Source organism: Sphingomonas corticis (assembly GCF_012035195.1).
GTDB classification, from domain to species: domain Bacteria; phylum Pseudomonadota; class Alphaproteobacteria; order Sphingomonadales; family Sphingomonadaceae; genus Sphingomonas; species Sphingomonas corticis.
The window spans coordinates 45,335-70,295 of record NZ_JAAVJH010000002.1; the positions used below are offsets into that span (position 1 = coordinate 45,335).

Sequence of the window (24,961 nt, forward strand, 5' to 3'; positions counted from 1 at the left end):
TTCTGTCGCGACCGCTCCCTCCCTCCGCCGGTATCAACCGGATCAGGTTCGGCGGGTCGAAGGCTGCTGCCTTCCTCTCAGCCGCGCGAACAGCGGCCCCCCGGGGAATGGCGCCAGCATAGGGGTGCGGCGGCGGGAGCGCCAACGAAAAAGGGCCGCGCGGCGGATGCCGGCGGCCCTTGCCCGTCGTTTCGCCCGGTTCAGGCGAAGGCGCCGCTGGTCCGCAGCGCCTCGATCGAATTGTTCGTGCCCGCGGGGAAGAAGCCGCCGCCCACCCCCGCGGTATTGCGCAGGTAGACGATGTTGTGGACCTGCGCGCTGGACCGGGTGAAGGCGATCGCGTTCGCGTCCGCGGGAACGAGGTTCGCGTTGCCGGCCGCGTCGGTGATGCCCTGGTCCAGGTCCGCGTTGGTGCCGGTGGTCCCGTCCAGCGAATCGCGCGCGTTGGAGATGGCGTTGGCCGCGTTGCGGCCCGCCGCGCCGAGATTGTAGAGCTCGGTGCGGATCAGCCCGGCGTGGTACGCCTCCGCCGCCAGGATGCCCGCCGCCGCCTCGAGATAGACCGCGCTGCTGATGAGGGGCGAGGCGCCCTTGTAGGCGTTGACGCCCACGTCCTCGAACAGGAACGCCGCCAGCAGGAAGTTGAGGTCGCCGGCATAGGGATCGAACGTGTCGGTCGCGCCCACCAGCCCCGCCGCGCGCGCCGCGGCGGTGAAGGCGCCGGTCGCGCCGCCGTCGATGTTGATCGCGGGCTGCGCGATGACCAGCGAGGAGCTGACCGTGGTGATCGCGGCGCGGATGACGTTGACGTGCGCGATCTCGTCGCCCGCGATCTCACGCGCGTAGGAGGCGATGAGCGGATCGGCGAACTCCACCTTGCGCCCGCCGGTGACCGCGCCCGGCTGGCCGACCGTCCCGGTGGTGCTGCTGTCGGGCAGGCGGCGGCCGAAGGCGGCGATCGAGTAGAATTGCGCCTCCAGATACTCGAGGTTCAGCGCGAGCTGGAGCACGCCCACGTCGGTCGAGACGCCGGTGGAGGTGGGGGTCGGCGTGGGCGTCGGCGTCGGCGAGGGATCGTCGTCGTCGTCGTCGCCGCAGGCGGAGAGAAGCGCGAGGCCGCCGACCGCGGCGGTGCCGGCACCGGCCAGCTTCAGGAAGCGCCGGCGCTCTGCCCGCCGCGCGTTGGCGGCGTCGAGGGCGGCGAAGACGGAATCCTTGATCATGATCTGTGTCCCTATCGCGGGGAGGAAGACGAGGGGCGTGGCGAGGCGGCAGAGCGCCTCAGGTCGATGCCGCGCTCGTCTTGATCGTGCCGTTGACGCCGGCGGGGAAGAAGCCGCCGGCGGTGACCGCCGCCGCGTTCAGGTAGACGATGTTCAGCACCTGGGGGGCGGTGCGACTGAAGGCGATGCCGTTCACGTTCACCGGCACGATGTTCGACGCGGTGCCGTCCGGCGTCGCGATCGGGCGGATGCCCTGGTCGTCGTTGGGCGCGATGCCGCGGATCAGGTCCTCGGTCGGACGCCCGTCGAGCGCGTTGCGCGCGGCGGCGATCCCCTCCGTCGCGTCGATCAGCGCGGGCGTGGCCAGCCCCTTGCGGTAGAGCGAGGTGCGGATGATGGCGGCGTGATACGCCTCCACTGCGAGGATGCCCGCCGCCGCCTCGAGAAAGGTCTTGCTGCTCAGCAGCGTGGCCGAGCCCTTGTACGCGGACACGCCGACATCCTCGAAGATGTAGGCGCCGAGCAGGAAGTTCTCGTCGCTGGAATAGGGATCGAACGTCGCCGGCAGGCCCGCCGCCACGGCGGCGCGGCCGAACGCGCTGGTCGGCCCGGTCGACAGGTCGATCGCGGGCTGCGCCACCGCCGCGGTGCCCAGGTTGGTGCGCAGGAAGCGGACGTGCGCCAGCTCGTCCGCCGCGATCTCGCGCGCATATTGCGCCACCGCGGGATCGGTGAAGGTGACGCGGCGCCCGCCGGTCGCGGCGACGGCGGTGCCGGTGCCGGTCGCGCCGCCGGCCGCGATGTCCGCCGCCGCGAGCGGCGAGCCGGTGGCGGCGAAGGCATAGAAGTTCGCCTCGAGATACTCGAGGTTCAGCGCGAAGTTCAGCACGTCCGCGTCGGTGATCGGCGCGGCGGTGGAGGTGGGCGACGGGCTGGGCGAGGGCGTGGGCGTGGGCGTCGATTGCGCCGCGGCGCGCCCGCCCATGGCCAGCGCGGCGGAACCCGCCGCCGCGCCGATCGCGTCGGTGAAGAACGACCGGCGCGATTCGCGGCGCCGCACCCGGTTGTCGAGCGCGTCGATGAGCTCCTGGCTGTCCGCCATGTGCAACCCCTTCCTGATCCGGTTCGCCCAGGCGCCGCGAGGATGCGGCCGGTTCGCCGGTTACGGTCAATACGAGTTGCCGTGGATTAGGCTGCGAACGGCCCGGCGCAAATGGAAAAAAACGCCGGTCAGAAGGTATAGGCGACGCCCACCGCGCCCAGCCACTGGCTGCGCGATCCCGCCACACCGACCAGCGGGCTGTCCGCGTAATCGTTCAGCATCTTCTTGTACGTGCCGCCGGCGACGACCTTCCAGCCCTGTAGCAGGTTGCCCGTCAGCGAATAGGTGCCGGCAAGCCCCACGGTCCAGTTCTTCCACCCACCGCGGGTACGGAAGACGGGAAGACCGCTGGCGACCGAATCGGCGGCGTCGACGTCGAAATAGGCGCGGCCGAACCCCCGCCCCACCCGCTCCGCCGACGCGAACAGGCCCACCGCCGCTTTCAGGCTGAGCGGAGTGAAATAGTTGACCGACGGGGTCAGCACGCCGCTGTCGTGCACGCCCGACACGTCGTGGCGATAGCTGATCGAGGCCGACAATTTGTCGTAGGGGCTGGTGATGACGCCCGTCTTGCCGATGCCGGCATAGCCGCCGAGTTCGATCGAGGTGTCCCGTTCGGGCAGCGCGCGCACGCGGGGATCGTCGATCGTGCGGCGGTTGGTGCGACCGAAGTTGACGAGGCCGACCGGGCCGAGCTGCACGTCCCACGTCGGCCCGGGCTGGTTGGGAATGAGGTCGATCGAGGCGCGGTTGCCGATCACCTGGAAGGCGAAGTTGCGGAACGAGCCGATCGCGGCGGGCGCGGGCACGGCGCGATAGTCGTTCGACCCTTCGTAATCCGGCAGCCAGGCGGCGGCGACGCCCACCGTTACCGTGTCGCCGACGGTGTCGGGCGAGGCGTTCGGCTCCGCCGGAACGGGATTGGTCTGCGCCGCGGCCGACGCCAGCGGCGCGGCGGCCAGGACGAGCGAGGCGGCGATGGGTCGGATCAGCTGCATGTGGGTTCCCCTTTTGTCGAGGGGCGCAACCGCTAGATCCGGATTAAGCTCCGCTGCACCGCATCAGAAGATGTAACGCATCCGCACCTGTTGCACCTGTGCACCACCATCCACCGTGAATCGGGCGGCGGCGAAGCGCGGCGCACCGAAGCGGATCGGCGGATTGCGCGAGAAGCCGAAGCCTTCGCGCGGGATGCCGGCCAGCGTGTCCAGCTTCCGGTTGCCGTTCTCGTCGTGGATCACCGCCACCGCATAGGCGCCCGGCGACAGCGAGGCGAAGCGGACCTGCGTGACCGTGGCGGGCAGCGACCGCGTCAGCGCGTTGCGATCGTCGGTGCAGCGCGGGAAGTTGTCCGGATCGGCGGTGAGGCACAGCCGCACCTGCCCCTTGGCGGACCGCAGCTGCGCGAGATCGACGTCGAGGTCAGCGACCGGCGCCGCGCCGATCAGCGTCGCGCCCAGCATCGGCGCCAGCAATGCCACCGCGGCGACGCGCGTTCGCGTGCGCGCGGGCGAAATCGCCGATCCCGTCGTCCGTGCCGCACAGGCGGTCCCAGAACCGGAAATAGAGGCCATAATTGCACCCGTACCGCTCGTGATGACGCTGGTGGTGGCTGGCGGTGATGAGCCAGCGCCCCACTATCCCCCGCCACATGAACCGGGGAAAAACCTCCCACCCCATGTGGTTCGTCACCCCCATAACCGTCATGATCGCCAGCACCAGACCGAGCGCGCCGACGTGGATCGGAATCACGAAGACCAGTAGCGGAATGGCAACAGCGCCGGTCAGCGCCTCGATCGGGTGGAAGGCCATCGCCGCCCAGGCGGTCGGCGGGCGGCTGGCATGGTGGACCGCGTGGGCGATGCGGAACGGCCCCGGCCGGTGCATCCAGCGGTGCGTCCAGTAGAACCAGGTATCGTGCGCCAGCAGGAACAGCAGCACGGAGACGGGTAGGTACCACAGCGGGAAGGCGTGCACGTCGTCGTAGATGCGCGTCCAGCCGTGCGTGCGCCAGCCCCAGGCGACCACGCCCGCGGGGACGCCGTAGATGGCGGCGGAGGCGAGACTCCAGGCGATCTCGCGCCGGATCTGCGGATCGAGCCCGGTATAGAGGCCGGGGTGCCGCGCCCGCGTCGCCAGCGCGAACCCGCCGCTGGTGACGAGATAGCGGACGCCGACGATGACCGTCATTGCGACGGCGGAGACGAGGATGGCGAGCGCGACCGACATGGCGCGGGCTGTAGCGGATCGCGGCGCGCGCGCCCATCCCGTCCGCGACGGCATGGGCGCGCGCGCCGGGGAATGGCCGGCGCGAGGGAAAGAAGAAGGCTGGTTCACGCGAAGGCGCGAAGGCGCGAAGACAGCTCGGTTCGCGCGGAGGCGCGGAGACGCAGAGGCGTGTCGCTTGTGGCGCCGATCCGGGCCGCCATCGGCGACTTCGAATGTGGCTGCCGGGCGGAGGAGCTTCTCTGCGCCTCCGCGCAAAGCAGCTTCTTCTTTCTTGGTGGCTTCGCGCCTTTGCGTGAGCCTTCTCGGTCGATGCGGAAGGAGAGGATCGCCAAGGCGCGACCGGGCGGGGACGGGGGTCGGCGTCATGCGACGACGTCGGGGCATCGCCGCCGTTTCCCCTAGCCTTCGACTGCGCTCAGGCCGAACGGAGGGGGCAACGCGGTGGATGCCGGGACGCCCTCGGGGTGGCGGGGTGCCGACGCGCGGGCCGTCGTTGCGCCGACCGCACCCGCCCCTTGTCCCGCGCGCGCGGCAGATCGTCCTTCCGCGTGGCCGTCCGATCGTCTAGCCGGGGGGCATGTCCGCCACCCACCACTGCGACCTGGCGATCGTCGGCGGCGGCCTGGCGGGGTCGTTGATCGCGCTGGCGATGCAGGCGCGGCGGCCCGAGGTGCGGCTGCTGATCGTCGACGCGGGGGAGACGCTGGGCGGCAACCATCTGTGGTCCTTCTTCGACGCCGACGTGGCGAAGGAGCATCGCTGGCTGCTCGACACGCTGGTGCAATATGCCTGGCCGGCCTACGACATCGCCTTTCCCGCGCACCGGCGCACGATCCGCCAGCCCTATTACTCGCTGACGTCGGAGCGGCTGGACGCGGTGGTGCGTGCCGCGCTGCCGCCGGAGCGGATCGTGACCGGGCGGCGCGTGGCCGCGTGCGGCCCGACCTCGGTGACCATGGCCGACGGCGAGCGAATCGAGGCGGCGGGCGTGATCGATGCGCGCGGAGCGGGCGACGTGTCCACGCTCCAGGCCGGCTGGCAGAAGTTCGTGGGGCGCGAGCTGGAGGTGGAGGGCGGCCACGGGCTGGAACGGCCGATCGTGATGGACGCGACGGTGGCGCAGCACGACGGCTATCGCTTCGTCTACTGCCTGCCGCTGTCGCCCACGCGCGTCTTCGTCGAGGATACCTATTACAGCGACGGGCCGGCGCTGAACGCCGGCGCGCTGTCGCGGCGGATCGACGTCTACGCCGAGGCGCGGGGATGGCGCGTCGTGACCGGCGCGAACGACCTGCGCGAGGAGCGCGGCGCGCTGCCCGTCGTCTACGGCGGCGATTTCGACGCGTATTGGCGCTCCGGCGGGGCGAAGGTGGCAAAGGCGGGGGCGCGTGCCGGGCTGTTCCACCCGACCACCGGCTACTCGCTGCCCGACGCCGTCCGCCTCGCCGTCCGCATCGCCGATGCGCCCGACCTGTCGGGTGCGGCGTTGCACGACCTGACCCACGATCACGCGCGGACCGCCTGGGCGGACCGCCGCTTCTACCGGATGCTCGACGCGATGCTGTTCAAGGCCGCCGTTCCCGACCAGCGCTATCGCGTGCTGGAACGATTCTATCGCCTGCGCAGCGGGCTGGTCGCGCGCTTCTACGCCGCGCGATCGACGCCGGCGGACAAGCTGCGCATCCTGGCGGGCCGGCCGCCGGTGCCGATCGGGCGCGCGATCCGTGCGCTGCGGGGGGTGAAGTGACGCCCCCCGGCCATCGCGCCGTCGTGATCGGCGCCGGGTTCGGCGGGCTGGCGCTGGCGATCCGGCTCCAGGCCGCGGGCGTGGCGACGACCGTGCTGGAAGCGCGCGACCGGCCGGGCGGGCGTGCCTATTACTGGGAGCGCGACGGCTTCACCTTCGATGCGGGGCCGACCGTCATCACCGATCCTGCCTGCCTGGAGGAATTGTGGACGGTCGCCGGGCAGCGGATGGCGGACGACGTCGCGCTGGAGCCGGTGCAGCCCTTCTACCGCCTGCACTGGCCCGACGGCACGACGTTCGACTATACCAACGACGACGTGGTGCTGCGCGAGGAGATCGCGAAGCTGAACCCCGCCGACGTGGCGGGATACGGCCGCTTCCTCGATTATTCCGCGGGCGTGTTCCGCGAGGGATACGAGAAGCTGGGCCATGTCGCCTTCCTCGACTTCGCGTCGATGGTGAAGGCGGCGCCGGCGCTGGCGAAATACCAAGCGTGGCGGTCGGTCTATTCGATCGTTTCCAGCTTCGTGAAGAGCGAGAAGCTGCGCGAGGCGCTGTCGTTCCACACCCTGCTGGTGGGCGGCAACCCGATGACGACCAGCGCGATCTACGCGCTGATCCACAAGCTGGAGCGCGACGGCGGCGTCTGGTTCGCCAAGGGCGGCACCAACCGGCTGATCGCCGGCATGGTCGCGCTGTTCGAGCGGATCGGCGGGCAGGTGCGGCTGGGCGACGCCGTCACGCGGATCGAGACGCTGGGCGACCGCGTGACCGCGGTGGAGACGGAGAGCGGGTGGCGCGCCGATGTCGACATGGTGGCGGCGAACGCGGACATCATGCACGTCTATCGCGACCTGATGAAGGGATCGGGCGCGGCCAGGCGGACCGCGGCGAAGCTGGAGCGCAAGCGCTACTCGCCGTCGCTGTTCCTCGTCCATTTCGGCATCAAGGGGACGTGGCCGGGCATCCCGCACCACATGATCCTGTTCGGCCCGCGCTATAAGGGCCTGCTGGACGACATCTACGACCATGGCGTACTCAGCGAGGATTTCTCGCTGTACCTGCACCACCCCACCGTTACCGATCCATCCATGGCGCCGGAGGGATGCTCCACCTTCTACGCGCTGGCCCCGGTGCCGCACATGGGCAAGTTCCCCGGCGACTGGGACACGGTGGCGCCGATCATGGAGAAGCGGATCCTGGACGAGATCGGGCGGCGCCTGATCCCCGACATCCACGACCGCATCGTCACCAAGTTCAGCTACGCCCCGCCCGATTTCGCGAGCGACCTGAACGCGCATCTGGGCAGCGCCTTCAGCCTGGAGCCGGTGCTGACGCAGAGCGCCTATTTCCGCGTCCACAACCGCGACGACGCGATCGGCAACCTGTTCTTCGTCGGCGCGGGCACGCACCCCGGCGCGGGCATCCCCGGCGTGGTGGGCAGCGCGAAGGCGACGGCGGCGCTGATGCTGGGGCGGGGGTGACGGTGTTCCGCGCGACCTGACCCGATTTCTCTTACCGGCGAACGCCGAAATCCAGGAGGCAAGGCCGTCTTGACGACGTGCCACGCTCATCAACGGCGTTCCCCAACTGAACCCCGGCGTTCGCCGAGAAGGAAGTCTCAGACCGACGCCGACCTAGCGCGTCGCCTTCGCCCCCGCCTTCGCCCTCGCCGCCGCGCGGGCCTGTTGCGCCTCCGCGCCTTCGACCCGGCCGTCGCCGTTCGAATCGTAGCGCGCGAAGACCGCGCCCATCAGCGCGCGGCTCTCCGTGCGGCTGACGCGGCCGTCCTTGTTCGTGTCGCCGCGGGCGAGGAACAGTGCGGAGATGCGCCTGGCCTGCGCGGGATCGAGCGTGCGCCCGCCCGCCACCTTCATCCGCCGCAGGCGCGCCTCGATCTCGGCGCGCGAGAGGAAGCCGTCGCGGTTCGCGTCGGACTGCTTGAACTCGGCATCGAGCTTCGCATTGGCGGAGGCGCGCGTCTCCTGCGCGGCGGCGGGGGCGGCGAGGAGGAGCGCGGCGACGGACAGGAAGCGGATCATGTCCGCGCGCCTGCCCGCGCGCGCTTGTACGCGGCGTGAACGGCGATAGGTGCGGCGGCATGGCCGACGCCCCGCCCACCCCCACCCCGCTCGGCCGGCGCGCCGTGCTGGCGCAAGCCTGGCCGATCGTGGTCGGGCAGGCGAGCGTCCCGCTGGTCGGACTGGTCGATACCGCGGTGATCGGGCGGACCGGCGACGCGACCGCGCTGGCGGCGGTGGCGCTGGGCGGGACGATCGTCAATTTCGCGCTGTGGACCTTCGGCTTCCTGCGGATGGGGATGACCGGGCTGACGGCACAGGCGCACGGCAGGCGCGATGCGCGAGAGACCGACGTGCTGCTGGTGCGCGGGCTGCTGATGGGCATCGCGCTGGGCGCGGGCGTGATGGCGGTGCAGGTGCTGGTGGTCCCCGCCGCGCTGGCGCTGATGGCGGGGGGCGAGGCGCTGCACGCGGCGGCGCGGCGCTACGTCGAGGCGCGGCTGCTCGGCGCGCCCGCCGCGCTGGGCGTCTACGCGATGGTCGGCTGGCTGTTCGGCCTGGCGCGGACGCGCGCGGCGCTGGCGATCCAGCTGGTGCTGAACCTGGCCAACGTCGCGCTGTGCGTCCTCTTCGTCCACGCGCTCGGCTGGGGCGTGCGCGGCGTCGGGCTGGCCACGGCCTGCGCCGACTGGCTGTCGCTCGCCGTCGCGCTGGCGATCGTCGCGCCGGCCCTGCGCGCCGCGCGCGATCCGGCGGTGCGGGATCGCGCCGCGCTGCGCCGGCTGCTGACGCTGAACGGCGACATCATGCTGCGCACGCTGGCGCTGCTCGCCACCTTCGCCTGGTTCGCCAACGCCGGCGCGCGCGGCGGGGCGACGCAGCTGGCCGCGCAGCAGGTGCTGCTGCAATTCGTTGCGGTCGCCGCCTTCGTCCTCGACGGATTCGCCTTCACCGCCGAATCGCGTGTCGGCGAGGCGATCGGCGCGGGATCCCGCCCCGCACTGACCCGCGCGATCCGGCTGACCGGCGAGTTCGCGCTGGCGGCGGGCGCGCTGTTCGCCGGCGCGACGTTGGCCTTCGGCGACGCCGCGATCGCCTTGCTGACCACCAGCGTGCCGGTCGCGTCGCTGGCGCGCGAGTTGCTGCCGTTGGCCGCGCTGGTCGCCATCGTCGGCGTGCCCGCGTGGATGCTGGACGGGATCTTCATCGGCGCCACGGCAGGAAGGATCCTGCGCAACGCCGCGATCGTGGCCACCGCGCTCTACATCGCCACCGACCTCGCGCTGCGACCCTGGGGTGCACAAGGCGCATGGACCGCGCTGCTGGCGAGCTACGTCTGGCGCGCGGCGGCGCTGGGCCGGCACCTGCCCGCGCTGCTTGCGAAGGGGGCACGCGAACCGTAGAGGCGCGCGCATGACCGACAGCTCCATCACGCGGCCCGCCGGCGCCGCCGGCATCGACCGGGTCGTCCTCGCCTATTCGGGCGGGCTCGACACCTCCGTCATCCTCAAGTGGCTGCAGCAGACCTACGGCTGCGAGGTGGTGACCTTCACCGCGGACCTCGGCCAGGGCGAGGAGCTGGAACCGGCAAGGCGCAAGGCGGAGATGGCGGGCGTGAAGCCCGAACACATCTTCATCGACGACCTGCGCGAGGAATTCGTCGCGGACTACGTGTTCCCGATGATGCGCGCCAACGCGCTGTACGAGGGGCTGTACCTGCTGGGCACCAGCATCGCCCGGCCGCTGATCGCCAAGCGCCAGATCGAGATCGCGAAGCAGGTCGGCGCCGACGCGGTCAGCCACGGCGCGACCGGCAAGGGCAACGACCAGGTCCGCTTCGAGCTCGGCTATTACGCGCTGGCGCCCGACATCAAGGTGATCGCGCCGTGGCGCGAGTGGGACCTCAACAGCCGCACGAAGCTGATCGAGTTCGCGGAAGCGCACCAGATCCCGATCTCGAAGGACAAGCGCGGCGAGGCGCCGTTCTCCACCGACGCGAACCTCCTGCACACCTCGTCCGAGGGCCGCGTGCTGGAGGATCCGTGGGAGGAGGTGCCCGACTACGTCTACTCGCGCACCGTCAATCCGGAGGACGCGCCCGACCAGGCCGAGACGATCACGATCGATTTCGAGCGCGGCGACGGCGTGGCGCTGAACGGCGAGGCGTGCTCGCCCGCGACGCTGCTGGCGAAGCTGAACGAGCTGGGCCGGCGGCACGGGATCGGCCGGCTGGACCTCGTCGAGAACCGTTTCGTCGGCATGAAGAGCCGCGGCATGTACGAGACGCCGGGCGGCACGATCTACGCGCTCGCGCATCGCGGCATCGAGCAGATCACGCTCGATCGCGGGGCCGCGCATCTGAAGGACGAGCTGGCGCCGCGCTATGCCGAGCTGGTCTACAACGGCTTCTGGTTCTCGCCCGAGCGCGAGATGCTGCAGGCCGCGGTCGACCACAGCCAGGCGAAGGTGACCGGCACGGTGCGGCTGAAGCTGTACAAGGGCAACGTGATCGTCACCGGCCGCAAGTCGCCGCACTCGCTGTACAGCGAGAAGGTGGTGACGTTCGAGGACGACCAGGGGGCGTACGACCAGCGCGACGCGGCGGGCTTCATCAAGCTGAACGCGCTGCGGCTGCGGCTGCTGGGCCGGCGGGATCGCTGACGCACGTAGGCCGGAACGATCTCTCACGCCGGCGGAAGGAAGGATGGTTCGCGCAGAGACGCGGAGTAGCGAGACGCGGGCTCAAGGCCGGGGTAGCGAGGGCATTCGATCCTTTTTCGAAAATGTCGCGCGCGGACCTGCATTCCGCTAGGCTCGTTCAGGCACGGGAAGGCCGCTGGCGGCCATGGGGCGTTCATGACGAGCGACGGGATGCGACACGGCGTGGGTAACGGGACGAGAGCGATGCGCCGGCTGGTGCCGGTACTGTCGGGACTGACGATCGCGGGCACCGCCGCTGCGCAGGTGGCGCCGCCCCCCGTCGCCCCGCCCCCCGTCGCTCAGACGCAGGTGCCCGCGCCGGTGGCGCCGGTGGTCAGCGCGCCGCTGCCGAGCCTTTCCGACGCGCAGGCGCGGCAGCTGGCCGCGCTGATCGCCGAGGACGAGGTGACGCAGGGCCTGCGCATGACGCGGCGCGAGCTGCCGGCGAGCGACAACGACGGGCTGGTCCGCGCCGCGCTGGACCACGCGCGCGCGGTGCGCACCGGGCGGCTGATGCCGTCGGACTTCCAGAAGGACTGGGGCATCCAGCCGCAGGCGTGGGACCCGCTGCCCGGCCTGACCGACGCGGTGCGGCGCGACCGGCTGGCGGCGTGGATCCGCACGCTGCCGCCGCCCTATACCGGCTACGATACGCTGGCGGCGGGCCTCGCGCGCTATCGCACCATCGCGGCGGCAGGCGGCTGGCCGCAGCTGACCGAGGCGCCCAAGTACGGCGACCGCGGCCCCGCGGTGGCGCGGCTGCGCGAGCGGCTGGCGATCGAGGATGCCGCGCTTCCCGGCACCGGCGACCGCTTCGACGCGGCGCTGCTGGACGCGGTACGGCGGGCGCAGCGGCGCTACGGCCTCAACCCCGTCGGCACGGTGGGCGCGCAGACGATGGCGGCGCTGAACGTGCCGGTGGAGCGCCGCATCCGCCAGATGATGGCGAACATGGAGCGGTGGCGCTGGCTGCCCGCCGAACTGGACCCGCGGCGCGTGCAGGTGAACGTGGCCGCGGCGGTGCTGACCGTGTTCGACGGCGACGCGCCCGTCATGTCGATGAAGGCGGTGACGGGGCGGCCGGGCAACGAGACGCCGATGCTGATCTCGCGCATCAACTCGATCGTGCTGAACCCGCCGTGGAACGTGCCGACGTCGATCGCGACGAAGGAGCTGTGGCCCAAGGAGAAGGCCAGCCCCGGCTATCTGAAGCGCAACGGTTTTCGCGTGATCGATACCGGCAACGGCGGCACGCGATTGCAGCAATCGTCGGAGAAGAGCGCGCTCGGCCGCTACAAGTTCGATTTTCCGAACGATTTCGCCGTCTACCTGCACGACACGCCGTCGCAGTCGACCTTCTCGCGCTTCGATCGCCTCGCCAGCCACGGCTGCGTGCGGCTGGAGAAGCCGGCCGACCTCGCCAAGCTGCTGATGAAGACGACGCCCGAGTGGCAGCCCGCGCAGATCGACTCGACCGTCGCCGCGGGGAAGACGGTGCGCGCGACGATGGCACAGCCGGTCAGCGTGTACCTGCTGTACTGGACCGCCTTCGCCGGGACGGAAGGGCCGGTCGCGTTCCGCGAGGATCCCTATGGCTGGGACGCGCGACTCGCGGCTACGGTGGAGCGGCGCTCAGCCGCGCAGGCGCTGGCCTCTCGATAGGACAAGATGATGAAGACACCGATCCTCCTCACCCTCGCCACCGCCGCGCTCGCGCTGGCGGGCTGCTCGCGCTCCGAGCCGGAGCCCGAGCCCACCAACACGACCATCGTGCAGGAGCTGCCCGAGGAGGCGAACATGGCCGAGCCGCTGCCCGAGCCGACGCCCACGCCCGAGCAGAACCTGGCCGAGGCGCTGCCGCCGGAGGAGACCCCGGCACCCGACGCGCAGATGCTGGACGATGCGTCGGCGACGGGCATGACCTCCCGCTCGGCACGCGGCGTGGAAGAAGAGGCGCCCGCCAACGCGCGGTAGATCGCCGGCACCCGACCATCGGCGTGCTCCCGCCTTCGCGGGGAGCAGCTCACGCGTCGCGCAGTCGCCGCTCCTCCTCGATCATATAGTCGCGCGTCAGCGGCAAAGCGGTGCGGTCGCGGGTGAACTGCACCTGGTAGTTCACCAGCGTGCCGTTGGTGAACGAGACGATCGCGCCGGCGAGGTAGAAGGTCCACATGCGGAAGAAACGCTCGTCGTAGAGCGCCACGATCGCGTCGCGGTTCGCCACCGTGCGCGCGTACCAGGCGCGCAGCGTGAAGGCGTAGTGCAGCCGCAGCGTCTCCACGTCGGACACGAACCAGCGCAGGCCGTCGCTGGCGGTCGCGATCTCCGACAGCGCCGGGATGTAGCCGCCGGGAAAGATGTAGCGGTCGGTGAAGGCGTCGGTGAAGCCCGGCCCTTCCGCGCGGCCGATGGTGTGCAGCAGCATGACGCCGTCCGCCGCCAGCAGCGAGTGGCATTTCTCGAGATAGGTGCGGAAATTGCGCTGTCCGACGTGCTCGAACATGCCGACGGAGACGATGCGGTCGAACGGCCCCTCCACGTGGCGATAGTCGATCAGCTTGAAGCGCACCTTGTCCGATACGCCCGCCGCCGCCGCCCGCTCGCGCGCGATCTTCAGCTGCTCCTCGCTCAGCGTGATGCCCAGCACCTCCGCCCCCGTCTTCTCGTGCAGGTACAGCGCCAACCCGCCCCAGCCGCAGCCGATGTCGAGCACGCGCATTCCCGGGCGCAGCGCCAGCTTCGCCGCGATATGCGCCTTCTTGTCCGCCTGCGCGCGTTCCAGCGTGTTCGCCGGGTCGGTGTAATAGGCGCAGGAATATTGCCGGTCGGCGTCGAGGAACAGGTCGTAGAGCCGCGCCGACAGGTCGTAATGGTGCGCGACGTTGCGGCGGGAGGCGCGGCGCGCGTTGGCGCGCAGCCAGCGCTGGCGCAGCGAGCCGGCGAGGCGGCGCAGCCCGCTGGCGGCCAGGTGGTTCGCGCCGCCCTCGAACCGGCTGTTGGCGGTGGCGAGGAGCAGGAGGTCGAGGATGTCGCCCCGCTCCACCGTCAGCCGACCGTCCATGAACGCCTCCGCCACGCCCAGCGAGGGATCGGCGGCGATCGCGCGATAGACGCCGGCGTCGTGGATGGTGAAGGCCACCGGGGCGAGTTGCGCGTCCGGCGCGCCGAAGCGACTGGTGCTGCCGTCCGGCTTGGTGAGGGTGAGATCGCCGCGATGGATCGCGCGACGGAGGAAGACGTCGATCAATGCCATGGTGCGGCTGCTAACAAGCCGGGCCCCGCGCTGTCACTGACCTGGGTGGGAAACGCTGCGTCTCAGATGCCGGCGTACCAGTCGTAATCGACATTGTCCTCCCAATAGCCGCCGCGCCCCTTGCCGATCCCGGCGAGGGTGGGCACCGCGGTGATGCGCATCAGGTATTTGGCGTGCTTGTAGCCCAGGTGCCGCTCCACCCGCAGCCGGCAGGGGGCGCCGTGGCCGACGTCGAGGAAGCGGTCGTTCATCGCCCAGGCGAGGATCGTCTGCGGATGGAAGGCGTCGATGAGGTCGATCGATTCGTAATAGGGCGCGCCGCCGTAGAGATCGGCGCAGCGGAACACGACGTAGCGCGCCGCGTCGCGCAGCCCCGCCGCCTTCAGCACGTCGCCGAGGCGCGGCCCCTGCCACTTGCCGATCGCGCTCCACCCCTCCACGCAATCGTGCCGCGTGATCTGCGCGCGCTGCGCGAAGCGGCCGAGATCGGCGAGCGAGAGCGAGAGCGGGCGCGCGACCAGCCCGTCGACGGCGAGGCGCCAGTCGGCGAAGCGGCCGGCACGCAGCGCGGCATAGTCCGGCGTGCCGGGATCGCGCGTGCCGTTGGTGCGGAAGATCGGCGACATCTGCGCCGGCGCGAACTCCGGCACCAGCGCGTCCCGGTCGGTCAGCGCACGTTGCAGCGCGCGGTGCATGTCCTCGCCCTTGAACAGGATGTCGCGCGCAGCGGGATATTGGATCACGCGGTCGCATCCCGCCAGCGCCAGCCCGGCGCCCCCGGCGATCAGCGTGCGCCGATCGGGAAGAAGGGGGCGGGCGATCATTCCGGCACCCGCCAGCGCCCGGTCAGCATCGAGCGCACCTCGTTCCACGCGCCCGCCAGGATGACGAGTGCGAGGTGGACGATCGTGAACGCGGCGATCGCGATCATCGCGAGGAAGTGGAGCGAGCGCGCCGACTGTCGCCCGCCGAACAGGTCGAGCAGCCACGGCCACGCCGCCGCCATCGCCGGCGAGAGCGCCAGCCCGGTGAGGATGACGAGCGGCAGCGCGAGGAAGACCACCAGCACGTAGCTGATCTTCTGAAAGGCGTTGTAGGCGCGCGGATCCTCCGGATCGTGGAAGCGCAGCGCCAGGTGCGCGCGCCAGTCCGCGGCGAGGTGCGCGCGCGTCAGGTCGCGTCGCCTGAGCCTGAGGTCGCGCTGGAAGTGGCGGTTGAGGAGGCTGGCGATCATGTACGCCAGCAGGCCGAAGGCCAGCACCAGGGCGAAGAACAGGTGCCAGCGCCGGGAGATCGCCAGATTGTAGCCCGCCGGAATCGTCAGCCACGCGGGAAAGCGCGGCAGCTGCCACCAGGCATGGTCGAAAGTGGCGCCGTAGCGTCCCCAGTAGAGCCGCGGATGCGCGTTCGAGATGCCCAGGCCCGACCCGATCAGCACCACGATGGCGACCGCGTTGATCCAGTGCCAGAGGCGCGTCGGCAAGGCGTGGCGGTGGACGACATTTGCAGCCATGACGCCCATCTAGCAGGAGCGGCGCGCATGACCGAGTGGCATTTCTACGAACCGGAAGCCGGCCACGGCCTGCGCCACGACCCGCTGAACGCGATCGTCGCGCCTCGTCCGATCGGGTGGATCAGCACGGTGTCGGCCGCGGGCGTGCGCAATCTGGCACCGTACAGCTTCTTCAACCTGTTCTCCTATCGCCCGCCGGTCGTCGGCTTCTGCTCCGCGGGCGAGAAGGACTCGCTCGCCAACGTGCGCGCCACGGGGGAGTTCGTGTGGAACCTGGCCACGCTGGCGCAGGCGGAGGCGATGAACGCCACCTCCGCGGCGGCGGGGGCGGACGTGGACGAGTTCGCGCTGGCGGGGCTGGAGCCGCTCCCCTCCCGCCGCGTCGCGCCGGCACGGGTGGCGGGCAGCCCGGTGCAGTTCGAGTGCGTGGTCACGCAGATCGTGCAGCTGTCCGCACGCGACGGCGGCGCCATGCCCTATTGGCTGGTGCTGGGCGAGGCGGTGGGGGTGCACATCGACCGCGCGATGCTGGACGACGGCGTGTACGTCACCGCGCGCGCGGTGCCGATCACGCGCGGGGGCGGGCCGGCGGACTATTTCGCGATCCGCGAGGAGGCGCTGTTCCGGATGCACCGGCCGCGCTGAACGCTACCCGTAGGCGCGAAGGAAGAAGACGATCGTCGTCGCCCCCGTCACCAGCAGCGTCCAGGCGCGCACCGCGCCCGCGGGCAGCCGCTTGCCGACGATCGCGCCGGCCCAGCCACCCAGCATTCCCCCGGCCAGCATCGGCACGGCGAGCCGCCACGCCACCAGCCCCGCGGCGACGAACACGATCGCCGCGGCGGCATTGGCGACGGCGAGCATCAGCGTGCGCGGTGCGAACATCTGCCGCGGGGTGACGGCGGCGAGCAGGCCGTAGGTCGCCGTCGTCATCAGCCCGACGCCGCCGCCGAAATACCCGCCGTAGACGCCGAGCAGCGCCTGCACGACGACCAGGGTCCGCGCGTCGATCGTCACTCGCGCCGACAGCCACGCCGAGGCGCGGCGGCCGAAGGCGAGGACGACGAAGGCGTACAGGACGAGCCAGGGAATAATGACGTCGAACGTGTCGCTGGGCGTGACGACCAGCAGCGTGGCGCCCACCAGACCGCCGGCGAAGGTGATGCCGGCCAGCACGCGCACATCGACGCCGGCGACCGGCCCCAGTTCGTCGCGAAAGGCCCAGGCGCTGGTCGCCGCGCCGGGCAGCAGCGCGACGTTCGACGTGGCATTGGCGACGTTGGCGGGCAGCCCCGCGGCGAGCAGGGAGGGCAAGGTCGCGAACGTGCCGCCCCCCGCCAGCGCGTTCATCGCCCCGCCGACCAAGCCGGCGAGGAAGACGAGCGCAAGCGGGAGGAGATTGGCCATGCGGCGTCTTCGCGGCGCGCGGCGCGCTTGTCGAGCGGAACGCGCGCCCCGCCTTGCGCCGAGCGGCTTTCATCCCCATCTTAGTTCCATCGTCCTCATCCGCTCGTAAGCGGGGCCGACTGAGAGACCATCGTGCTCCCGCTTACAGGCAGGAGTGACGTGCCATGACCCTCAACGACCTTTTCCATCGTCACCAGGTGGCGGTGATGCGAGCCGATTCCGCCCGCTCGAGCGAGGCACGGGTGGCGCATCGCGGGCTGGCGGCGGGCTATGCCGCGCTGATCGTCGACATGCAGCGCGGCATGGGCATCGTGAACCCGCGCCCGGTGCTGGCCAAGTGACGGACGGTACCGCGCCGAAGGACGGCGCCGCCACCGCCGCCCCGCCCGCCCCCGGCGTGCGCGCGCCGCGTTTCCGCGTGGTCTCCAACCTGCCGCGGCTGCCGCATGACGCGGCGGCGCGGGAGGGGCGGATCGTGCGGTTCGCCATCGGTCATCTGGGCCACGCCCGCGCGCTGGCCTTCCTCAACGCCGATCATGCCGGGCTCGCCGGGCGTCCGCTGGCGATCGGCACCGCGAGCGACGCCGGACGCGCCGCGGTGGAGGATGCGGTGTGCGTGGCGGCCGGGCTGCGGCCCCCCGCATGAGCGTGACCGCCCATCGCCGCTGGACGCAGAGCAACATCGACGACCTGCGCGCCCGTCTGGCCGCGGGAGACGCGGCCGCGGCCACGGCGCAGGCGCTCGACCGGTCCCAGGGGGAAATCGAGCGCATGACGCAACGCTTGGGCCTGGGACGGTCCGCGATGCTGGGACGGTCGATCGCCTGACGGGCCCGCCGCAGTGCGGTCGGGTTCCGCGGGAGGTCCGGCGGTTCAGCCCAGCGCCGCCAGCTTCTCCTCCGCCTGACGGTCCAGCTCCGCGCGGGTCTTCTTCTCCGCCGCGGTCTTCAGCTGGCCGCAGGCGGCGTCGATGTCGCGGCCGCGCGGGGTGCGGACCGGGGCGGAGATGCCCGCCTCGAACACGATCTCGCTGAAGCGGCGCACCCGCTCCGGCGTGGAGCATTCGTAGGGCGCGCCGGGCCAGGGATTGAACGGAATCAGGTTCACCTTGGCCGGCAGGCGATACTGGCGAATCAGGCGGACCAGCTCGTGCGCGTCGGCGTCGCTGTCGTTCTTGTCCTTCAACATCACGTATTCGAACGTGATGCGGCGCGCGTTGTTGGCGCCGGGATAGTCGGCGCACGCCTGCAAGAGCTCGTCGATGCCGTATTTGCGGTTCAGGGGCACGATCTCGTCGCGCACCTCCTTCGTCACCGCGTGGAGCGAGACGGCGAGGTTCACGCCGATCTCCTCGCCGGCGCGCGCCATCATCGGCACCACGCCGGAGGTGGAAAGCGTGATCCGCCGCTTCGACAGCGCCAGGCCGTCGCCGTCCATCACGACGCGCAACGCGTCGCGCACCGCGTCGAAATTGTAGAGCGGCTCGCCCATCCCCATCATGACGATGTTCGTCAGCATGCGGCCCTCGGGCTGGCTCGGCCATTCGCCAAGCGCGTCGCGCGCCAGCATCACCTGTCCGACGATCTCCCCCGCGGTCAGGTTGCGCACCAGCCGCATCGTGCCGGTGTGGCAGAAGCGGCAGTTGAGGGTGCAGCCGACCTGGCTCGACACGCACAGGGTGCCGCGGTCCGCGTCCGGGATGAAGACCATCTCGTAATCGTGGCCGTCGCCCGAGCGCAGCAGCCACTTGCGCGTCCCGTCGTTCGACACCTGCGCCTCCACCACGCCGGGGCGGCCGACGACGAACCGCTCGGCCAGCCACGGGTGCTGCGCCTTGGCGATGTCGGTCATCTGCGCGAACTCGGTCGCGCCGCGGTTGTAGATCCAGTGGAAGATCTGCTTGCCGCGCAGCTTCGCCTGCTTCGGCTCCATGCCGGCGGCGGCCAGCGCCTCGCGCAGCGCGTCGCGCGACAGGCCGACCAGGTCGACGCGCCCGTCGGCGCGCGGCGCGCTGGCGCGGGGAACGGGCACGGGATCGATGTGCCCGGGGATGGGCATGGGCGCGGCCGAGGCTGTGAGCATGCGCGCCACATAGGCGAAAACGGCGCGGTTTTCCAGTCGGGCGCTATCCGCGCGCGCAGGCGAGCGCCGCCGCGTCGATCGCGGTGGCGGCGCCGGCGAGCGCGTAGCTGTCCGTCATCGTGCGGCCGGCGCGGTCGAGCGTGGAGATCGTCATGATCCGCGCGCCGCGCATCGCCGCCACGATCGCGCGGTCGGTGGCGGCGTCGGGCGCGCGTGCGGACACGGTGTCGCCGACCAGCGCGAAGCGGCGATCGTCGATGTCCAGCGTCAGCAGCGCGGCCGGGCTGCGCGGGCGCGACAGCCGCAGGTGGAGCGTGCGCACCCCGCCGCGCGCCGCCGCGACGCTGGCGAACCCGCCGCGGCGGTCGGGCGTGCCGTCTGCGCGCAGCGGCTGTGCGACGGCGTAGCAGCGCCGCGGCGCGGCATCGGCGAAGGCGCCCCAGCGCGCCCACGCGCCGATCGCGACGCGGGCGGAGGAGACCGCCGTCGCCGCGGCACCTGCCCCGGTCGCGCCGAGCGTGAGGTAGGGCGAAGGAGAGAATGCCAGGGCCTCGACCGGCTCCGCCCGAACGGGATGGACGATGATGGCCAGCGCGAGAGCGAGGGTCACGCTCCCTGCCTTACGCCGGCGCGTGGCCGGTGCCGAGATGGACGACGCGCTCCACCCCGCGCTCCAGCATCGTCACCGTGCCCTGCGGATGGCCGGGCAGCACGGGCGCGCCGCACGCGTCGACGGGTGCGCCGGTGGCGACGCCGCGCAGCACGCGGCTGGAGATGCCATGCATCACGACCAGCCGGTCGCCGTCGTCCGCCGCGGTGTCCGCCAGCCAGCCGCCGACGCGCGCGGCGATGCCCGCGTAGCGCTCGCCGTCGGGCGCGCACTTCAGCAGGCCGCCGGGCAGGATCACCTCGCCGACCTCGGCGATCACGTCGGCATAATAGCGCCCGCCCCAGCTGCCCATGCCGATCTCCACCAGCCGCTCGTCGGTGCGCGCGGCGTGCCAGTCGAGCTCGAGATGCTCGGCGATCACCGCCAGCGTCTGCAACGCGCGCCCCGTGGGGGAGGCGTAGAGCGTCAGCGCCGGGCGGGCGCCCAGTTCCGCGCGCAGCGCCCGCCCCATCTCCTCCGCCTGGGCGAAGCCGGCGCGGGTCAGCGGGGTGTGCGGCGCGTCCCCCTGCAGGCGGCGGGCGGCGTTGAACACGGTCTCGCCGTGGCGGGCGACGAAGTCGCGCCCGCGGCGAGCGGTGGGAGCGGGGAGCTGCATGGGGTGGGGTCTCCGCTCCCTGTTGCGCAAACGCAACGCTTTTTTCCGTTTAGGTGAGGTTCATGCAACTCCCGGGTCGCCCACCTATTTGACCCCTCCCGGGCACCGAGGGTGGTGCGCGAACGACAAACCGGAGTGATCCCATGCGTAAGTTCCTCATCGCCGCCGCGACCGCGGCCACCGCGCTGTCCGCGCTTCCCGCCGCGGCGCAGGAGATCGCGCCCTTCACCGGCGCGCGCGTCGAGGCGCTGGTCGGCTACGACAACCTGCAGGACGGCGGCGACGGTGAATCCGACGGGCGCGATGGCGTCAGCTACGGCGCGCTGGTCGGCTACGACTTCCAGGTCGGCGGCCTGGTGATCGGTGCCGAGGGCGAGGCGACCGACAGCTCGGTGCGCGTGCGCAGCCGCGAGAATTTCGTCGCCGGCGACAGCCTGCGCCTGGATGCCGGCCGCGACCTGTACGTCGGTGGCCGCGTCGGCTACGCGATCTCGCCGCTGGCGATGATCTACGCCAAGGGCGGCTACACCAACGCGCGGATCGAGAGCCGCTACAGCACCACCAGCGGCAACGTGACCACCACGGTGACGGACAAGAGCGACCTCGACGGCTATCGCGTCGGCGCGGGCCTGGAATACAACATCACGCCGAGCGCGTACGTGAAGGGCGAGTATCGCTACTCGCACTACGGCGACCTGGACGGGATCGACATCGACCTGGACCGCCACCAGCTGATGGCGGGCGTGGGCATCCGCTTCTGACCGGCGCCCCGTCGCTTTTCTCTTCGACGGGCCGTGAAAGGAGGGTCGGGGCGCTTGCTCCGGCCCTTTCCTTTTGGCTAGGAACCAGCCGAGTTGCCCCTGGAATTGCCGGAGGGCCGGGGGACGCGAGATGAAGGCGACGATCGAACGCGCGACGCTGCTGAAGGGGCTGAGCCACGTCCAGTCGGTGGTGGAGCGGCGCAACACGATCCCGATCCTCAGCAACGTGCTGATCGAGGCGAGCGCGGAAGGCCAGCTGCGGCTGATGGCGACCGACCTCGACCTGCAGATCAACGAGAGCATCGCCGCGGCCGTAGACCAGCCGGGCGCCACCACCGTGTCCGCGCACACGCTGTTCGACATCGCGAGGAAGCTGCCCGAGGGCGCGCAGGTGTCGCTGTCGGCGGCGGACGGGCGCATGGCGATCGTCGCCGGGCGCGCGCGCTTCTCGCTGGGCACGCTGCCGCGCGACGACTTCCCGGTCATCGCCGAGGGCGAGCTGCCGACCACGTTCGAGCTGCCGGCGGAGACGCTGAAGCAGATCATCGACAAGACGCGCTTCGCGATCTCCACCGAGGAGACGCGCTACTACCTGAACGGCATCTTCCTGCACCTTCAGGACGACGTGCTGAAGGCGGCGGCGACGGACGGCCACCGGCTGGCGCGCGTGACCGTGGCGAAGCCCGAGGGGATCGAGGCGATGCCCGACGTGATCGTGCCGCGCAAATGCATCGCCGAGCTGCGCAAGCTGCTGGACGAGGTGGACGGGTCGGTCGGCGTGTCGCTGTCGGCGACCAAGATCCGCTTCGACCTGGGCCCCGCGGTGCTGACGTCGAAGCTGATCGACGGCACGTTCCCCGATTACAGCCGCGTCATCCCGACCGGCAACGACAAGATCCTGAAGATCGACCCCAAGAGCTTCATGCAGGGCGTCGACCGCGTGTCGACGATCGCGACGGAGAAGACGCGCGCGGTGAAGATGGCGCTGGACCGCGACAGGATCACGCTGTCCGTCACCTCGCCCGAGAACGGCACCGCCGCGGAGGAAGTGCCCGGCGAGTACGTCGCCGCACCGTTCGAGATCGGCTTCAACAGCCGCTACCTGATGGACATCCTGGGGCAGATCGACACAGACCTGGTCGAGATCCACCTGGCCGACGCAGCCGCGCCGACGCTGATCCGCGAGAACGACAAGGCGCCCGCGCTGTATGTGCTGATGCCGATGCGGGTGTGAGGGGCGCGCGCTCTTCCGTTCGTGCTGAGCAAAGTCGAAGCACATGCCAAGAAGAACATCGTCGGTGGCACGTCCTTCGACTTCGCCCAGGACGAAACGGGTGGAGGCCACGTCATCACGCCCTGATTCCTTCGTGACTGTGTGTGAGCTCCTCCCACGCCGCGCGCGTGGCGGATGACATGATCTCACACGAAGCCATGAAAGATTAAGAGGAGAGCGGCGCTCGGCACCAACAATTGTCGTGGGCGTGCGAGGTCAGAAGATGCCCAGGAACTTCTTCCGTTTCGGCTTCGCATCCACCTTGTCGACGGTGCCGTTGCCGATGTCCTCGCGCGGCTTCCCGTCCTCGTCGCGCTGCGCCGCGGCGGTCTTGCCGGCCAGCACGGGGCCGCACTGCGCCGCCTTCGCGTCGCCGGGATCGATGAACGCGAGCAGGCCGGCGATCGGCGTCGCAACCACCGCCAGACCCAGCCCGGCGCCCGCGCGCGCCACCAGTTGCGGCGACACGACGTCGAGCGAGGGAGCGGCGAAATAGCCGCCGATGCCGACCGGCGACTGGCCGGAGAACAGGCTGAACTTCTTCGAATCGGCGCGGAAGGCGAGGTCCACCGCCTCCGTCGCGAAGCTGAAGCCGCCGCGGCCGGTGATGACGTTCTGCCGCGTGTCGATGAGGATCGGGTCGGTCGCCGCCACGCCGCCGCGCACGGTGAAGCCGATGACGCCGCAGTTGATGCGCACCGGCTCCTTCAGCTTTCCCTGGAACATCTTCTGCACGAAGGTGCCAAGGTCCAGTTCCGACAGTTGCACGTTGCGCGTCCAGAACGTGCCCGCGGGCAGCACGAAGGCGATGCGCCCGCGCGAGGTGGCGAGCGAATCGTGGATCGTGTCGCCGCGCCCCGCCAGCTGGATCCTCCCGCGCACCGTTCCGCTGGTCCCCGCCTCCGCCACGCCATAGCCCGCCAGCAGCCGGCCGAGCGGCGTCGGCGCGAGGCGGATGTCGTAGCTGACCGCGCTCGGCCGCTGCCGCGTGTCGAACACGACATCGGACGCGACATTGCCGCGCGCCATGGCCATCGTCAGCGGCGACAGCGCCAGCCGACCGCGATCGAGATCGAGCGTGAGATCCACGTCGGAGATCGGCAGGTTGCGCGAGCGGACCGTGGCGATCGTCCACTTCAGGTCGGCGTCGAAGCGCTGCATCGTCTCCACCGGCAGCGCGGCGTCGGGCATCACGCGCGCGGGCGCCGCCCCGGTCGCCGCCGCCGCCGCGACCGCGCCCTTTTCCGCCACGATGTCGGGATTGTAGCCGATGAAGGGCGCCGCATCGACGATGTCGAGCGTGCGCGTCGCCATCTGCGCGTCGAGGTGCAGCCGCGCCGCGTTGGTGATCGTCAGCCGACCGGCGACGTCGCTCTCGCCGAAGGTGCCGCGCAGGCGGGTGAAGCGATATTCGTCGCCCGCCTTCACCAGCTGCGCCGTCAGGCGATAATCGCGGGTGTTGGGCAGCGCGACGCCGATGATGCCGAGCAGCGTCGACAGGTTCGCGCCGCGGGCGCGGGTGCGCAGCGGCACGTTCTCGATATCCGCGATCGACGGCAGCGTGCCCGCCACGTCGACCACGTTGCCCGCCGCGCGCGCCGTCATCACCAGTTCGTTGCGCCCGCGCGCCACGGTGGCGTCGGGCGACAGCAGCCGCGCCACCAGGGTGAACGGCGTGTCGCGGATCCGCCCCTTGCCGGTCAGCCCGACCGCGTCGCCGATCCGCGCCTGCGTCGATCGGATCGTGTCGACGTCCAGGTCGGCCAGCAGCCGCATGCGCGGATCGAGGTAGCGGACCCGCGTGCCCGCCACGGTGGCGCGATCGATCCGCGGCAGGTCCAGCGGCTTGCCCGAACCCTTGCCCTCGCTGAAGGTCCAGGTGTTGCGCGAGTGCGCCGCGTCCCACTCCAGGTCGACCGCGCCGTTGGTGAGGTCGAGCGAGTGGAAGCGCCGCTTGCCGAACAGCAGCGACAGCGGCGCGATGCGCGAATCGATCCGGTCCGCGGTGAACAGGTGCGGACGCGTCGCCCAGGCGGGGTTGGAGAGCGACAGCTTCTCCGCGTAGAATTTGATGCGGAGCGGGGCGAAGTAGAGCTGGAAATCGCCGCCGACGGTCACCTGGCGCGAGGTGAGGCGGCCGACGACGCTCTCGAACGGATGCTTCAGGAAGCGGCCCTTGGTGACGAACAGGATCAGCCACACGGCGAAGATCGTGCCGAGGACGCCGAGCACGACGTTGCGGATCAGCCGCCGGCGTCGCGCGCGCGGATCGTCCGGCGCGACATCGGTGGCGGGCTGCTCCATACGCTGCACGGCCTCGTCCATGCGCCGCTCGACGCGCAGGGCACCGTTCCGGTTCCGCATCGGTTGCAATCCGCGCCCGCC

Annotated in this window: 26 protein-coding genes and 1 riboswitch; of the genes, 12 read left to right on the forward strand and 14 right to left on the reverse strand. The window is 71.1% G+C overall.

The annotated features are described in order from the left end of the window. Positions 1-2 precede the first annotated feature (2 nt). Positions 3-113: riboswitch (TPP riboswitch) on the reverse strand. A gap of 87 nt (positions 114-200) precedes the next feature. The 5 genes from HBH26_RS02885 to HBH26_RS02905 all read right to left on the reverse strand — a co-directional run bounded on the left by HBH26_RS02885 (position 201) and on the right by HBH26_RS02905 (position 4,554). Continuing rightward, a complete protein-coding gene (locus HBH26_RS02885) occupies positions 201-1,223 on the reverse strand; it encodes a ferritin-like domain-containing protein (RefSeq protein ID WP_168133113.1) in 1,023 nt (340 codons plus the stop codon). 58 nt (positions 1,224-1,281) lie between these two features. Continuing rightward, complete coding sequence (locus HBH26_RS02890; RefSeq protein ID WP_168133114.1) at positions 1,282-2,325, reverse strand: ferritin-like domain-containing protein; 1,044 nt, start codon at positions 2,323-2,325, stop codon at positions 1,282-1,284. A 128-nt stretch (positions 2,326-2,453) separates the two neighbouring features. Continuing rightward, a complete protein-coding gene (locus tag HBH26_RS02895) occupies positions 2,454-3,323 on the reverse strand; it encodes a MipA/OmpV family protein (protein ID WP_168133115.1) in 870 nt (289 codons plus the stop codon). 63 nt (positions 3,324-3,386) lie between these two features. Continuing rightward, on the reverse strand, positions 3,387-3,788 hold the full coding sequence (locus tag HBH26_RS02900) for a DUF2141 domain-containing protein (RefSeq protein ID WP_168133473.1): 402 nt from the start codon (positions 3,786-3,788) through the stop codon (positions 3,387-3,389). Next, positions 3,748-4,554 carry a sterol desaturase family protein gene (locus HBH26_RS02905; protein WP_168133116.1) on the reverse strand — a complete coding sequence of 269 codons (807 nt, stop codon included), beginning with the start codon at positions 4,552-4,554 and terminating at the stop codon, positions 3,748-3,750. Before HBH26_RS02905 ends, HBH26_RS02900 begins: the two co-directional genes overlap by 41 nt. 577 nt (positions 4,555-5,131) lie before the next feature. Here HBH26_RS02905 and crtY point away from each other — a divergent pair. Next, positions 5,132-6,301: a lycopene beta-cyclase CrtY gene (crtY, locus tag HBH26_RS02910; RefSeq protein WP_168133117.1), complete on the forward strand. Its 1,170-nt coding sequence runs from the start codon at positions 5,132-5,134 to the stop codon at positions 6,299-6,301. A gap of 23 nt (positions 6,302-6,324) precedes the next feature. Further along, positions 6,325-7,785 carry a phytoene desaturase gene (locus tag HBH26_RS02915; RefSeq protein ID WP_338057219.1) on the forward strand — a complete coding sequence of 487 codons (1,461 nt, stop codon included), beginning with the start codon at positions 6,325-6,327 and terminating at the stop codon, positions 7,783-7,785. A gap of 153 nt (positions 7,786-7,938) precedes the next feature. On the opposite strand, the gene HBH26_RS02920 is transcribed toward HBH26_RS02915, so the two are convergent. After that, a complete protein-coding gene (locus HBH26_RS02920) occupies positions 7,939-8,343 on the reverse strand; it encodes an EF-hand domain-containing protein (RefSeq protein ID WP_168133119.1) in 405 nt (134 codons plus the stop codon). Between the two features lie 59 nt (positions 8,344-8,402). On the opposite strand from HBH26_RS02920, the gene HBH26_RS02925 reads away from it, so the two are divergent. The 4 genes from HBH26_RS02925 to HBH26_RS02940 all read left to right on the forward strand — a co-directional run bounded on the left by HBH26_RS02925 (position 8,403) and on the right by HBH26_RS02940 (position 12,996). After that, a complete protein-coding gene (locus tag HBH26_RS02925; RefSeq protein ID WP_168133120.1) occupies positions 8,403-9,725 on the forward strand; it encodes an MATE family efflux transporter in 1,323 nt (440 codons plus the stop codon). 10 nt (positions 9,726-9,735) lie between these two features. Beyond that, a complete protein-coding gene (locus HBH26_RS02930; RefSeq protein ID WP_168133121.1) occupies positions 9,736-10,983 on the forward strand; it encodes an argininosuccinate synthase in 1,248 nt (415 codons plus the stop codon). 195 nt (positions 10,984-11,178) lie between these two features. Then, on the forward strand, positions 11,179-12,684 hold the full coding sequence (locus tag HBH26_RS02935) for a L,D-transpeptidase family protein (protein ID WP_476712832.1): 1,506 nt from the start codon (positions 11,179-11,181) through the stop codon (positions 12,682-12,684). Between the two features lie 6 nt (positions 12,685-12,690). Then, positions 12,691-12,996, forward strand: coding sequence for a hypothetical protein (locus tag HBH26_RS02940; protein ID WP_168133122.1), 306 nt, complete (start codon positions 12,691-12,693; stop codon positions 12,994-12,996). Positions 12,997-13,045: 49 nt separating this feature from the next. Here HBH26_RS02940 and HBH26_RS02945 read toward each other — a convergent pair whose 3' ends face one another. The 3 genes from HBH26_RS02945 to HBH26_RS02955 all read right to left on the reverse strand — a co-directional run bounded on the left by HBH26_RS02945 (position 13,046) and on the right by HBH26_RS02955 (position 15,788). Continuing rightward, positions 13,046-14,275 carry an SAM-dependent methyltransferase gene (locus HBH26_RS02945; RefSeq protein WP_168133123.1) on the reverse strand — a complete coding sequence of 410 codons (1,230 nt, stop codon included), beginning with the start codon at positions 14,273-14,275 and terminating at the stop codon, positions 13,046-13,048. Positions 14,276-14,337: 62 nt separating this feature from the next. After that, entirely contained in the window at positions 14,338-15,099 is a 762-nt protein-coding gene (locus HBH26_RS02950; RefSeq protein ID WP_168133124.1) for a molybdopterin-dependent oxidoreductase, read from the reverse strand. Further along, positions 15,096-15,788, reverse strand: a complete 693-nt coding sequence (locus HBH26_RS02955) for a cytochrome b/b6 domain-containing protein (RefSeq protein WP_239024539.1) — start codon at positions 15,786-15,788, stop codon at positions 15,096-15,098. Before HBH26_RS02955 ends, HBH26_RS02950 begins: the two co-directional genes overlap by 4 nt. Positions 15,789-15,815: 27 nt before the next feature. Between HBH26_RS02955 and HBH26_RS02960 the strand changes: the two genes are divergently transcribed. Then, positions 15,816-16,433, forward strand: a complete 618-nt coding sequence (locus HBH26_RS02960; RefSeq protein WP_168133126.1) for a flavin reductase family protein — start codon at positions 15,816-15,818, stop codon at positions 16,431-16,433. A gap of 3 nt (positions 16,434-16,436) precedes the next feature. Here the strand turns inward: HBH26_RS02960 and HBH26_RS02965 are convergent, their stop codons facing one another. Next, positions 16,437-17,195 carry a sulfite exporter TauE/SafE family protein gene (locus HBH26_RS02965; protein ID WP_168133127.1) on the reverse strand — a complete coding sequence of 253 codons (759 nt, stop codon included), beginning with the start codon at positions 17,193-17,195 and terminating at the stop codon, positions 16,437-16,439. Positions 17,196-17,359: 164 nt separating this feature from the next. On the opposite strand from HBH26_RS02965, the gene HBH26_RS02970 reads away from it, so the two are divergent. From HBH26_RS02970 to HBH26_RS02980, 3 genes are read left to right on the forward strand one after another with little or no spacing between them, the layout of a single operon-like run. Then, a complete protein-coding gene (locus HBH26_RS02970; protein ID WP_168133080.1) occupies positions 17,360-17,536 on the forward strand; it encodes a hypothetical protein in 177 nt (58 codons plus the stop codon). Next, positions 17,533-17,841, forward strand: a complete 309-nt coding sequence (locus tag HBH26_RS02975; RefSeq protein WP_168133128.1) for a hypothetical protein — start codon at positions 17,533-17,535, stop codon at positions 17,839-17,841. The genes HBH26_RS02970 and HBH26_RS02975 overlap by 4 nt, the downstream gene beginning before the upstream one ends. After that, positions 17,838-18,023: a hypothetical protein gene (locus tag HBH26_RS02980; protein ID WP_168133129.1), complete on the forward strand. Its 186-nt coding sequence runs from the start codon at positions 17,838-17,840 to the stop codon at positions 18,021-18,023. The genes HBH26_RS02975 and HBH26_RS02980 overlap by 4 nt, the downstream gene beginning before the upstream one ends. 45 nt (positions 18,024-18,068) lie before the next feature. Here HBH26_RS02980 and rlmN read toward each other — a convergent pair whose 3' ends face one another. The 3 genes from rlmN to HBH26_RS02995 form a co-directional block, all read right to left on the reverse strand. Next, complete coding sequence (rlmN, locus tag HBH26_RS02985) at positions 18,069-19,253, reverse strand: dual-specificity RNA methyltransferase RlmN (protein ID WP_476712833.1); 1,185 nt, start codon at positions 19,251-19,253, stop codon at positions 18,069-18,071. A gap of 67 nt (positions 19,254-19,320) precedes the next feature. Continuing rightward, a complete protein-coding gene (locus HBH26_RS02990; RefSeq protein ID WP_338057220.1) occupies positions 19,321-19,887 on the reverse strand; it encodes a hypothetical protein in 567 nt (188 codons plus the stop codon). Positions 19,888-19,897: 10 nt separating this feature from the next. After that, the gene (locus HBH26_RS02995; RefSeq protein ID WP_168133131.1) at positions 19,898-20,542 is read right to left on the reverse strand and encodes a histidine phosphatase family protein; all 645 of its coding nucleotides are present in this window, start codon (positions 20,540-20,542) and stop codon (positions 19,898-19,900) included. Positions 20,543-20,685: 143 nt separating this feature from the next. On the opposite strand from HBH26_RS02995, the gene HBH26_RS03000 reads away from it, so the two are divergent. After that, a complete protein-coding gene (locus HBH26_RS03000) occupies positions 20,686-21,303 on the forward strand; it encodes an outer membrane protein (protein WP_168133132.1) in 618 nt (205 codons plus the stop codon). A gap of 130 nt (positions 21,304-21,433) precedes the next feature. Beyond that, positions 21,434-22,537 carry a DNA polymerase III subunit beta gene (gene dnaN / locus HBH26_RS03005; protein ID WP_168133133.1) on the forward strand — a complete coding sequence of 368 codons (1,104 nt, stop codon included), beginning with the start codon at positions 21,434-21,436 and terminating at the stop codon, positions 22,535-22,537. Between the two features lie 255 nt (positions 22,538-22,792). On the opposite strand, the gene HBH26_RS03010 is transcribed toward dnaN, so the two are convergent. Continuing rightward, entirely contained in the window at positions 22,793-24,880 is a 2,088-nt protein-coding gene (locus tag HBH26_RS03010) for an AsmA family protein (protein WP_168133476.1), read from the reverse strand. Positions 24,881-24,961 lie beyond the last annotated feature (81 nt).